A 13,132-nucleotide genomic window follows, 5' to 3' on the forward strand; every position below is an offset into this window, starting at 1 on the left:
GTTTCGCTCGATCGGGTGAAGCGGGTTCGTTCGGCTCAACCTCGATGCCCCAGCCTCGTTGTCCCCTGTGCAGCCGAAGACCTAGCCAGTTATTCGGAAATTCCGACTTTCGTTTAGGTCATCACGTCGTCTCGATACGTCAGGGGAAAATATGAGGAATGTAGCCAAGAAGGGGCTCCTCACGGCCGTGGCCACCGGTAGTGTCCTGGCCTCGACCGCCGGCTACGCCTACGCGGGCGCCGAGGCGCAGGGGGTTGCGGCCGGTTCGCCGGGCGTGGCCTCGGGGAACTCGGTGCAGGTGCCGGTCGAGGTGCCGATCAACGCCTGCGGCAACACCGTCGACGTGGTCGGCGCGCTGAACCCGGCGTACGGCAACCACTGCGCCAACGCCAGCGGCAGTGGGCACCCGGCCGGCGGCGGCGACAGCTCCTCGGGGTCCTCCGCCTCGGGATCCTCGGCCTCCGGGTCCTCCGCTTCCGGATCCTCGGCATCCGGCACGGCGGCCGGTTTCCACCACCTCGCGGTGGACGGCGTCTCCTGGCGGATTCTGCTCGACGACCTCGCCACCGCCTACGAGCAGGCGGCCGGCGGACTGCCGGTCCGCCTGCCGGCCAGGACGACCGCCTTCCGCACCTGGGCCGAGCGGCTCGCGACGCGCGCCGAGTCCGCCGAGCTGCTGGCCCAACTCCCCTACTGGACGCGGACCCTCGCTTCCGTACCGGCGGCCGGGAGGCTGCGCGGCGAGCCCGGCCGGCACGGCGAGGCGGAGACCGCGGCCACGGTGCTGAGCCCCGAGGCCACCGCGCAGCTGCTCCGTTCTCCGGGCGGTCACAGCGCCTTGGAGCTGCTGCTCGCGGCTCTCGGCCGGGCCGTCGCCGAGTGGACCGGCGAACCGGACACGGTGATCGACCTGGAGAGCCACGGCCGCGACACCGACCGCGCCGACGTCGACCTGTCCCGCACGGTCGGCTGGTTCACCACGCTGTACCCGCTGCGCCTGACGGCCCTCGCCGAGGACTCGCCGGCCGAGGTGGTCCGCCGGACCGCGGAGCGGCTGGCCGAACTGGCCGCGCTGCCCGACACAGGGGCGGGCTTCGGACTGCTGCGCTACGGGCGGGTCGGCGCCGAAACGGCCGGACTGCGGTCCCTGCCGGCGCCGGCCCTGCGTTTCAACTATCTGGGCCAGATGTCGGACGGCGGCCCGGACGGGCCGTTCGAGCTCAGCCTGGAGAGCACCGGTCCCACCGTCGACCCGCAGGGGCGGCGCCCCTACCTGGTGGACGTCACGGCCGTTGTGGTTGCAGGCCGGCTGCGGATCAGCTGGTCGTACAACCCGGCGCTGCACCGGTCGGGGGAGATCGAGGAGCTGGCGGAGCGTTGCCTGGGCGAGCTGCGGGCGCTGGCCACGGCCGGCCCGGCGGCCGTGCCGGAGCACGGCCCGGCCGATCCGGCATTCGCCGAATCCGGGCTGGGCGAGGAAGAACTGGGCGGTCTGCTCGACCAGTTGGACGACTTGTTGATGGGGGATGACGAGGTATGACCGCTCAGGGCGGAACGGCACGGCAGCGTATCGAGCGGATCTATCCCCTGTCCCCGCTGCAGCAGGGGCTGGTCTTCCACAGCCTGCTCGGGTCCAGCGCGGACGCCTACGTGGAACAGGTGTCCTGCCGGATCCAGGGCCCGCTGGACGCGGAGGCCTTCCGGCTGGCCTGGACGGGGGTCCTGGCCAGGCACGGGACGCTGCGGACATCGGTCCACTGGACCGACCAGGCGCAGGCCCGCCAGGTGGTGCACCGTCAGGTTGCGTTGCCCTGGAGCGAGCACGACTGGCGTGGGATGCCGGCCGCCGAGCAGGAGGCGCGGCTGGAGGCGCTGACCCACGAGGACTGGGTCCGCGGCTTCGACCTGGCCCGCCCTCCGCTGTTCCGGCTGACCCTGGTCCGCCTCGCCGACGAGACGCACCAGCTGGTGTGGAGCAACCACCACGTGATCCTGGACGGTTGGTCCCGCGCGGTGGCCTTCCGTGAGGTGATGGCGCTCTACCAGGAGGGGATCTCCGGAACCGCGGCCGGACTGGCGCCCGCGCCGGACCTGGGCGAGTACGTGGTCTGGCTGCGCAAGCAGGACCAGGCGCAGGCGGAGGCCTTCTGGCGCTCCCACCTGGCAGGCGTCGGCGCGCCCACGCCGCTGCCCGCGGCACGGGAGGCCGCCGCGGGCGAGCACGGCGCGGACGGCGGGCACGCCACCGTGGCACTGAGCCTGCCGGAGGCGGTCACGGCGGCGCTGCGCGAGTCGGGCCGGCGCCACGGGCTGACGCTGAGCACGTTGGTGCAGGGCGCCTGGGCGCTCCTGCTCGGCCGCTACACGGGAGAGCGGGACGTCCTCTTCGGCACCACCGTCGCCGGCCGCCCGTACGATCTGGCCGACTTCGAGCAGATGGTCGGCCTGTTCATCAACACGCTGCCGATGCGACTGCGACTTGACACCGGACTGCCGCTGATCGCCTGGCTGCGGCAGTGCCAGGAGCAGATGGTCGAGCTGCGCCAGTACGAGCACAGCTCGCTGGTGGACGTGCAGGGCTGGAGCGAGGTGCCGCGCGGAACGCAGCTCTTCGACAGCATCGTGGTGTTCGAGAACTACCCGCTGGCGACCTCGGGCACCGTCGAGACGGGGGCGTTGTCGGTCGGCGGCCTTCGGGTGCGGGAGCAGACGCACTACCCGCTCACCCTGGTGGTGGCGGCGGACGACCGGTTGCACCTGCGCCTCGCCCACGACACCGCCAGGTACGACGCCGACACCGCCGAGCGCCTGCTCGCGCACCTGGAGCGCCTGCTGGCGGGCCTGGCCACCGCGGCCGAGCACGACGCCGACCGGATCGAGATGCTGTCGCCCGGTGAGCTCGACCGGCTGACGACGGACTGGGGCAGCCGGGGGCCGACCGAAGGCGTTCCGGACACCGTTGCGGCGACCGTCGCCGCCCGGATCGCCGCCCGGCCGGACGCGGTCGCGGTGGTGGACGGTGAGCGGCAGCTCACGAACGGCGCGCTGCTCGCGCGGGCCGCACGGTTGGCACACCTGCTGCGGGAGGCAGGCGTCGGCCCGGAGCGACCGGTGGCGGTGTGCCTGGAACGCTCGGCCGACCTCTACGTGTCGATGCTCGCCGTCTGGCTGGCGGGCGGTGCCTACCTCGCGATAGACCCGGCCTACCCCGCGGAGCGGGTGGCGTACCTGCTGGCCGACAGCGGCGCGGGCATCCTGGTCACCCGGAGGGACCTGGCGGCGGCCGAATCGCCGACGGTGGAACGGCTGTGCCTGGATGATCCCGCGCTGGCCGCCGAGCTTGCGGCCCGCCCGGCGGTCCCCCCGGCCGACGGCCCCGACCCCGCCCACCTGGCCTATCTGGTCTATACCTCGGGTTCGACCGGCCTGCCCAAGGGCGTGATGGTGAGCCACGCCAACCTGCGCAACCTCGTCGCCTGGTACCTCCAGGACTACCGGCCGGGCGAGCACGACCGGCTCAGCCAGTTCGCCAGCCCGTCCTTCGACGCCTTCAACGTGGAGCTCTGGCCCGCGCTCGCCGCGGGGGCGACCCTGCACGTGGTCCCCGAGCGGGAGCGGCTCCAGCCCGACCTGCTGCCCGGCTGGCTGCTGGAGCAGGGGTGCACGGTGTCCTTCCTGCCCACCCCGCTGGCCGAGCAGGTGATCCACCTCGACTGGCCGGCGGGCACCGCGCTGCGCTGCCTGCTGGCGGGTGGCGCCCGGATGAGCGGTCGGCCGGTGCGGGACCTGCCATTCGAACTGGTGAACAACTACGGTCCGGCCGAGGCGACCGTCGTCGCGGTCGCCGGGCTCGTACTGCCGTCGGCCGAGGAGAGCGGGCCGCCGCCGATCGGCCGCCCGATCAGCGACACCCGGGTTCACGTGCTGGACGGCGACCTGCGTCCGGTGCCGCAAGGCGCGATCGGAGAGCTCTGGATCGGCGGCGGGGGCGTGGCCCGGGGCTACCTCGGACGTCCGGGCCAGACGGCCGCGGCATACCTGCCGAACCCCTTCGGCAACGCGTCCGGCGAACGGTTGTACCGGACCGGCGACCTGGTGCGCTGGTGGCCGGACGGCCGGCTGGAGTCGGTCGGCCGGGCCGACCGCCAGGTCAAGCTGCGCGGCGTCCGGATCGAGCCGGCCGAGATCGAGGCCGTACTGAACGGCCATCCCGAGGTCCGCGGCGCCGCCGTGACGGTCCGCGCCGGCGCGTCCGGTGACGGCATGCTGGTGGCCTACCTGGTGCCCGCCGCCGAACCGGCCGGCCTGCGCGAGTACTGTGCCGAGCGGCTGCCCGCCAACCTGGTACCCGCCGCCTTCGTCACACTCGACGAACTGCCGCTGACCCCCAACGGCAAGGTCGACGAGACCCGGCTGCCGGATCCGCCGCGTGTCGCGCCGCAGGCCGGTAGGGCCCCCGCGACACCCACCGAGGAGGTGATCGCGGGTATCTGGCAGCAGGTCCTCGGGGTTGCCCGGGTGGGAGTGACGGACGACTTCTTCGGCCTGGGCGGCCACTCGCTGCTGGCCGCCCAGATCCACAACCGGCTGGGGAAGGTCTTCCGGATCGAGCTGCCGCTGCGGGTGCTGTTCGAGAAGCCGACGATCTCCGAACTGGCCGCCGAGGTCGATGCCCGGCGGCAGGGCGGGGGCGCCACCGCCGGGGCGCGGCCGCTGACCGCCGGGCCGCGTCCGGACGAGCTGCCGCTCTCCTCAGCCCAGCGACGGCTCTGGTTCTTCGAGGCCTGGGAGCCGGAGACCCCGCTGTACAACGTCAGCAATGGTGTGCGCCTGCTCGGCCGGCTGGACGCGGCGGCGCTGGCCGGCAGCCTGAGCGCGGTGGTGGCCCGGCACGAGGCACTGCGCACCACGTTCCACGCCGACGGCGGTGAACCCCGGCAGGTGATCGCCCCGGCGGCGCCGGTCGCGCTGCCCGTTGTCGACCTGCGGTCGGTGCCGGCGCAGCGACGCGACGACGTGGTCCGGCAGCTGGCCGCGGCCGAGGCGGACCGACGCTTCGACCTTGCCCGTGGCCCGCTGTTCCGGTCGCTCCTGCTCCGGCTGGCGCCGGACGAGCACGTACTGCTGATCAGCTTCCACCACATTGTCGCCGACGGCTGGTCGATGTCCGTGCTGCTCGGCGAGATCACGGCCCGGTACACCGCGGCCGTCGAGGGGACGACCGCGGCGCTGCCCGAGCTTGCGGCCCAGTACGCCGACTACGCGATCTGGCAGCGAGCCTCGCTGCACGACGCCGCCCTGGCAGGCCATCTCGACTACTGGCGAGGCCAGTTGGCCGGTGCACCCGCGTTGCTCGCGCTGCCCACCGACCACCCGAGGCCGCAGACCATCGGCTACGAGGGCGCGCGCCACCCGTTCACGGTGCCGCCGGCCGCGGCCGAGGCCCTGCGCGGCGTCAGCACCCGGCTCGGCGCCACACCGTTCATGGTGCTGCTGGCGGTCTTCCAGACGGTGCTCGCGCGGTACAGCGGCAGCGAGGACATCATCGTCGGCACCCCGGTGGCCCACCGGCCGGTGCCCGAGACCGAACCGCTGATCGGGCTGTTCTCCAACACGCTCGCGCTGCGCACCGACCTGGGCGGCAACCCGACTTTCGCCGAGCTCGTCGCCCGCGTCCGAGAGGTCTGCCTGGACGCGTACGCCCATCAGGACGTGCCGTTCGAGCAGCTGGTCGACGAGTTCGCCCCCGGCCGCGACCTCAGCTACGCGCCCCTGGTCCAGGTGGCGTGCAACTACCAGCGGTACGCCGAGACCACAGCCCGGTGGCCGGGGGTCGAGGTGCGCCCGCTCGACTCCGTACCGGGCCGGGGCCGGACCAAGTTCGACCTGACCCTGAACCTCACCGAGACCCCGGACGGTCTGACCGGCAGCCTCGAGTACTGCGTCGACCTCTTCGTGCCGACCGGCATCGCCCGGCTCACCGGCCATTTCCTCGCCGCGCTGGAGACCCTGACGGCCCGGCCGGAGACCCGCCTGGGCGAGCTGGTCATGATCACCGGCCCCGAGCGCCGACGGATCCTGGAGGAGTGGAGCCGGACCCCGCTTCCGGCCGTCCCGGCAGCGGGCCTGGCGGAGCTGATCGCGGATCAGGGCGCCCGCACCCCGGACGCCGTGGCGGTCGTGTTCGGCGACCGGCAGCTCACGTACGGCGGGCTGCTCGCGCGGGCCGGCCGCCTGGCCCGGCAGCTGCGGGGCCTGGGCGTCGGCCCGGACGTGCGGGTCGGGGTGAGCCTGGAGCGGTCGCCCGACACGGTGGTCGCACTTCTCGCCGTGATGCTGGCGGGCGGCGCGTACGTTCCGCTCGACCCCTCCTACCCGGCCGACCGGCTGGCGTTCATGGTGCGCGACAGCCGGCTGACCGTCCTGATCACCCGCGACGACCTGCTCGACCGGCTCCCGCACGAGGGCGTCGAGGTGATCGGCCTGGACCGCGCCGCCGACGCCGGGACGTCCGCCCCGGAGCAGGCCCGGCCCACCTCGCCGGACCAGATCGCCTACCTGATCTACACCTCCGGCTCCACCGGAACGCCCAAGGGCACGATGGTCACCCACCGGGGCCTGGCCGAGCTGGCCCGGGCGCAGCAGTCCGCTTTCGGCCTCGGCCCGGGCAGCCGGGTGCTGCAGTTCGCCTCGGCCAGCTTCGACGCCTCGGTCTTCGAGGTCGTGATGGCACTGGCCTCGGGTGGCAGCCTGCTCATGGCCGAGCGCGACCGGCTGCTGCCGGGACCCGATCTGCTCACGCTGCTGGACGAGCAGGCCGTCACCACGGTCACGCTGCCGCCCACGGCGCTTGCGGTGCTTCCGGAGGCGGCCCTGCCCGCGCTGCGGACCATCACGGTGGCCGGCGAGGCCTGCCCGCAGGAGGTGGTCGACCGCTGGGCGCCGGGGCGTCGGTTCGGCAACCTGTACGGTCCCACCGAGGCCACCATCTGGGCCACCTGGGCCGAATGCCGTCCCGGCGAGCCGGTCACGATCGGCCGCCCGGTGGCCGGGACCCGCATCTACGTCCTGGACGAGCGGATGCGGCCGGTGCCGGTCGGCGTGCCGGGTGAGCTCTACCTCGGCGGCCCGGGGCTGGCCCGCGGCTACCTGGGCCGACCCGGGCTGACGGCCGACCGGTTCGTCCCCGACCCGTTCGGTACGGTCGGCGGCGCCCGGCTCTACCGGACCGGCGACCGGGTCCGCTATCTCGCCGACGGCACCCTCGCCTTCCTGGGCCGCAACGACCACCAGGTCAAGATCCGGGGTTTCCGGATCGAGCTCGGCGAGGTCGAGGCCGCGGTGAGCCGCCACCCGGCCGTCCGCGAGGCCGTCGTGCTGGCCCGGCAGGACACCCCCGGCAGCGCCCGTCTGGTCGCCTACGTGGTGTCCGAACCGGGGCCGGGCGAACCGGGGCCGGGCGAACCGGGGCCGGGCGAACCGGGGCCGGGCGAAGCGGAGTTGCGCGCCTTCTGCGCACGCGCCCTGCCCGAGTACATGATCCCGCGGGCGTTCGTCACGCTCGAAACACTGCCGCTGACGCCCAACGGCAAGCTCGACCGCGACCGGCTCCCCGCGCCCGATACCGCCGGCGCGGCGGCGCCGGAGGGCGAGGATCCGCGCTCCCCCGTCGAGGAGGCCCTGGCCGAGTTCTGGAGCCAGGTACTCGGCCTGGAACGGGTCGGCCGCGACCAGAACTTCTTCGCCCTGGGCGGCGACTCCATCCTGAGCATCCAGGTGGTCTCCAGGGCGGCGCGCCTCGGGCTGCCGCTGACCCCCAAGCTCCTCTTCGAGCACCCGACCGTAGCCCGGCTCGCCGAGGCCCTCACGGAGCTCACCGGCGACGGGACCGCCGACGGACGGGCTGCCGAACCGGTCGCCCCGGTGACCGGGCCGGTACCGCCGTCGCCCATTCAGCGCTGGTTCCTCGACCAGGACGTGGTCGCACCGCACCACTACAACCAGTCGCTGCTGCTGCGGGTGGGCAGGCCGCTGGCCACGGACGCCCTGGAGTCCGCCTTGCGGGCGCTGGCCGTCCACCACGACGCCCTGCGGCTGCGGCTGTGGCGCGACGGGAGCACGTGGGCGATGGACAACGCCGGCCCGGACGCCCTGCCGGACCCGCTGCTCGCGGTGGAGGACCTCACCGCGGTGCCCGCCGCGGAGCGGGCGGAGGCCTTCGAGCAGTTGGCTGAGCGGACGCAGGCCGGCCTCGACCTGGCTGTCGGCTGCCTGCTGCGGGCGGTCTACGTCCGCCTGGGCGAGGACGGTGACCGCCTCCTGCTGGTCGTCCACCACCTGGGCGTGGACGCCGTCTCGTGGCGGATCCTGCTGGACGACCTCGCGGTCGCCTACCAGCAGGCCACCGTTGGCCGGGACGTCAGGCTGCCGGCCAAGTCGACCTCCTTCCGCGCGTGGGCCGGGCACCTGGCCGAACGGGCGCGTTCGGCCGGGTCCGAGGAGCAGATCCCGTACTGGGTCGAGACCCTGACCGCCGGCACCGGATCGATACCGGGCGCCGACACGGCTGACCCGTCGGCCGACGCCTACGACTGCGCCGAGAGCGTCACGGTCACCCTCGGCCTGCAGGACACCCGCGAGCTGACCCGCTCGGGCGGTTCGGCGGACGACGCCTCCGCGCAGGAGGTCCTGCTCACCGCCCTGGGCCGGGCCCTGGCGGCCTGGACCGGCCGCCGGCCGGTCGTGGTGGACGTCGAGGGCCACGGCCGCGAGGCCGGGGAATCCGACCTCGACCTGTCGCGCACCGTCGGCTGGTTCACCAGCCTCTACCCGCTGCTGCTGGACACCGAGGGCGACCCGGGCGAGGCCCTCGCCCGGGTGCGGGAGCGGCTGCGGAGCGTACCGGAGCGCGGACTCGGCTACGGCCTGCTGCGGTACGGCCGCGACGACCGCGCCACGGCCGGGCTGCGCGGCCTGCCGACCCCGTCGGTCTCCTTCAACTACCTGGGGCAGGTCGGCCGTTCGCTGCTCGGCGAGGCCCCCTGGGAGCCGGCCGCCGAGCCGACCGGCCGGCACCAGGACCCGCGCGCCCGGCGGCCGTACCTGCTCGACGTCTCCGCCGTGGTGGCGGACGGGCGGCTGCGGCTGCGCCTGACCTACAGCGCGCGGCTGCACACCGAGCAGACGATGCGGCAGCTGGCGGACCGGCTGCGCGGGGAGGTTGCGGTGGTGACGGCCGCGCGGCGCACAAGTGGCCCCGGACGTGTGCCGGCCGCGGACTTCCCGCTGGCCGGGCTCGAACAGTCCGCGCTGGACGGGCTCGTGGCGGGCGCCGACGTCGCCGACGTCTACCCGCTGTCACCGCTCCAGGAAGGCATGCTGTTCCACACCGTCCAGGCCCCCGCCAGCGGCGTCTACATCGTGCAGATGTCCGGCCGGATGCGCGGTGCACTGGACCCAGTGCGGCTGCGCGAGGCCTGGCAGGAACTGATCGACCACCACGACGTGCTGCGCACCTCGTTCCACTGGGAGGAGCTGGACCGGCCGCTGCAGCTGGTCCACCACCGGGTGCCGCTGCCGTGGACGGAGTACGACTGGCGGGACCGTACCGACGCCGAGCAGCAGGAGGCGCTGGGCGCGTTCCTGCGGGAGGACCGGGACCGCGGCTTCGACCTGGCGGCCGCCCCGCTGGTCCGGCTGACCGTGGTCCGGCTCGACGACGACGTCTGGCAGCTCATCTGGACACACCACCACATCCTGCTCGACGGCTGGTCGGTGCCGCTGGTGATGAAGGAGCTGTTCGCCCGGTACGAGGCGGCCCAGCAGGGACGGACCCACACGCCGCCGCCGTCCCCGTCCTACCGCGATTTCATCGCGTGGGTGGAGCGGCAGGACCAGGCGCACGCCGAGGCGTTCTGGCGGGAGCGGCTGGCCGGCTTCGGCGCGCCCACCGCCCTGCCGGCCGAGGTGGCCACCGACGCGCGCCCGGCGGACGGCTACGCGCAGGAGGAGATCCGGCTGCCCGAGCCGGTCACCGCGAAGGTGCAAGGGCTTGCCCAGCGGCTCGGCCTGACGCTGAGCACGCTGGTGAACGCTGCCTGGGCGCTGGTGCTCGGACTGCACGGCGGCGAGGAGGACGTGGTCTTCGGCGTGACGGTGGCCTCTCGGCCGCCGGAGCTGGCCGGCGTCGAGCGCATGGTCGGCCTGCTGCTCAACACGCTTCCGGTGCGGGTGCGGATCACGCCCGACCGCAGTGTGGGGGAGTGGCTGCACGAACTGCACGCCCAGGTTCTCGACGCCCAGCAGTACGCCTACCCGTCGCTGGTCAGGATCGCGGGCTGGAGCGAGGTGCCGCGGGGCCAGAGCCTCTTCGACAGCATCGTCGTCTTCGAGAACTTCCCGGCCGACGAGGCCACCGGGGTGGAACAGGCCGGGTTGGAGGCCCAGCAGAGCCAGGGCGGCGAGCAGACCAACTATCCGCTCACGCTGAGCGCGGCCCCCGGCCCCCGGATGCCCCTGATGCTCCTCTACGCCCGCGACCGCTACACCGCGGCCACCAGCCGCGGGCTGCTGGAGCAACTGCGTGAGCTGCTCATCGGCATGGCGGCCGACCAGTCCCGCCCGCTGCGCGAGCTGGCGGTGGTCAATGACGCCGAGCGGCAGCGGCTGATCGACGACCGGAATCCGGCGCGGCCGCTCGACGATGCCGAGGACTGCCTGCACACCCTCGTCGAGCGGCATGCCGGGCGCACCCCCGACACGGTCGCCGTCGTGTGCGGGGACCGGCAGCTCAGCTACGGCGCGCTGAACGCGCGGGCCAACCGGCTCGCGCGGATCCTGCGCCGGCACGGCGTCGGCCCCGAGACCCGCGTCGGCCTGCTGCTGGACCGCTCACCGAACCTGCTGGTCGCATTGCTCGCGGTGCTCAAGGCCGGCGGCGCGTACGTTCCGCTCGACCCCGACTACCCTGCGGAACGCCGCGCCTACGTCCTCTCGGACGCGCGGATCGCGGTGCTGCTGACGGACACCGCGACCGGCGCGGCGCCGGCCGGGATCACGGTGCTCGCACTGGACGGACTGGCCGGTGAACTGGCACAGGAGTCGCCGGAGAGCCCCGCCGACCCCGCCGTACCCGACAACCTGGCCTACGTCATCTACACCTCCGGGTCGACCGGGCGGCCCAAGGGCGTCCAAGTCACCCGGCGCAACCTGGCCAACGGGGCCGCGGCGTGGCAGGAGACCTACCGGCTCACCCCGCGGGACCGCCTGTTGCAGCTGGCCAGTGCCGCCTTCGACGTCTTCACCGAGGACGCCGCACGTGCACTCGGCTCCGGGGCCGCTCTGGTGCTGTGCCCGCGTGACCTGCTGCTCGATCCGGCGGCCCTGCTCGCCAGGCTCGACGAGCAGCAGATCACCGTCGCCGAGTTCGTCCCGGTGGTACTGCGCTATCTCACCCAGGCGCTACACGGCGAAGGCCGCCGGCTTCCGGCCCTGCGCCTGGTGGTGAGCGGCGCCGACGCCTGGCCGGCCCGTGACTACGAGCAGGCCCGCACGATCGGATCGCCGGAGCTTCGGCTGCTCAACTCCTACGGGCTCACCGAAGCCAGCGTCGACAACACCTGCTTCGAGGACACCCGGCCGGCGGCGGGGGAGCGGACGGACGAGGCCCTGGTGCCGATCGGCAAGCCGCTGCGCCACACCCGGGCGTACGTGCTGGACCGGTACGGCAGGGTGGTTCCCGACGGTGTCGCGGGCGAGCTGTACCTGGGCGGCCCGGCCGTCAGCCGCGGCTACCTCGACCGGCCCGCTCTCACCGCCGAACGGTTCCTGCCGGACCCCTTCGGCACGCCGGGCAGCCGCGTCTACCGCACCGGTGACCGGGTCCGCCGGTGGGCCGACGGCAACCTGGAGTTCCTCGGCCGCCTCGACGACCAGGTGAAGCTCCGCGGTCTGCGGATCGAGCCGGGCGAGGTGGAGGCCGTACTGGCCGGCCACCCGGCCGTGCTGGCCGCGGCCGCCGTGGTGACCCGGCCGGAAACGGGGGGCGAGCCCCGGTTGGTCGGCTTCGTGGTCCCGCGCCCCGACGCCGGCACGGCCGGTCTGGAGAGCGAGCTGCGGGCCCTGGCGGTCCGCCGGCTGCCTGCCGCCCTCGTCCCCGCCGCCTTCGCGCTGGTGGACGCCCTGCCGATGACCCCGAACGGCAAGCTGGACCGCAAGGCCCTGGCCGCCGCCGCGCCCTCGGCCGCCGGCTCCGAGGAGGGCTACGCCGCACCGGAGACTGCTGCGGAGATCGCGTTGGCGGCGGTGTGGGCGGGTGTCGTGGGTGTGGAGCGTGTGGGGCTGGACGACAACTTCTTCGCGTTGGGCGGGGATTCGATCGCGAGTCTGCAGGTGGTGGCGCGGGCCCGGGCGGCGGGCTGGGTGGTGCTGCCGAAGCAGACCTTCACGTGTCAGACGGTGCGGGAGCTGGCGGCGGTGGCGGTCCCGGTGGAGGAGTCGGCCGTGGTCGACGCCGAGCAGGGGATCGTGACCGGGGCGGTTCCGCTGACGCCGATCCATCACACGTTCCTGGAGCAGCGCTCGCCGGCGCCGCACCACTACAACCAGGCGGTGGTGCTGAGTTCGCGCGGCCGGGTCGACCGGGGGGCGCTGGAGCGCGCGCTGGGTGCGTTGGCGCGTCACCACGACGCGCTGCGTCTGCGGCTGGTGCCCGCCGGGGGGCCGGGGGCCGGGGCCGGGGGCGGCTGGGCGTTGGAGCAGGCCGGGTTGGAGGGGCTGCCGGCGCGGCTGCTGGACGTCGAGGACCTGTCCGCGGTGCCCGTGGGTGAGCAGTCCGCGGCGGTGGAGCGGCTGGCGGCGGCTGCGCAGGCGTCGCTGGACCTGGCCGCGGGCTGGCTGCTGCGGGCGGTCTTCTTCGACCTGGGGCAGGACCGGCCGGGCCGGCTGCTGCTGGTGATCCATCACCTGGCCGTGGACGGGGTCTCCTGGCGGATCCTGCTGGAGGACCTCCAGGACGCCTACCGTCAGGCGCTGTCCGGCAGCCCGGAGCAGCCGATCGTCCTGCCGGCCAAGACCACGTCGTTCCGCGACTGGGCCCGCCACCTCCACGACCACGCCCAGACCGAGGAGATCA

2 protein-coding genes are annotated in these 13,132 nt (G+C 74.0%); both read left to right on the forward strand.

Annotation, left to right across the window (positions count from 1 at the left end; translation table 11 throughout):
- Window positions 1-151 precede the first annotated feature (151 nt).
- Window positions 152-1,540, forward strand: a complete 1,389-nt coding sequence (locus C2142_RS30280; RefSeq protein WP_208693239.1) for a condensation domain-containing protein — start codon at window positions 152-154, stop codon at window positions 1,538-1,540.
- The coding region (locus C2142_RS30285) for a non-ribosomal peptide synthetase (protein ID WP_162002585.1) at window positions 1,537-13,132 on the forward strand (11,596 nt) is incomplete at its 3' end. The genes C2142_RS30280 and C2142_RS30285, both read left to right, overlap by 4 nt.

The organism is Streptomyces sp. CB01881 (assembly GCF_002953255.1).
In the GTDB taxonomy this organism is placed as follows: Bacteria; Actinomycetota; Actinomycetes; order Streptomycetales; family Streptomycetaceae; genus Kitasatospora.

Excerpts from the sequence above, each read along its gene's own strand:
- C2142_RS30280 (WP_208693239.1), top strand. The coding sequence starts at position 152 with ATGAGGAATGTAGCCAAGAAGGGGCTCCTCACGGCCGTGGCCACCGGT.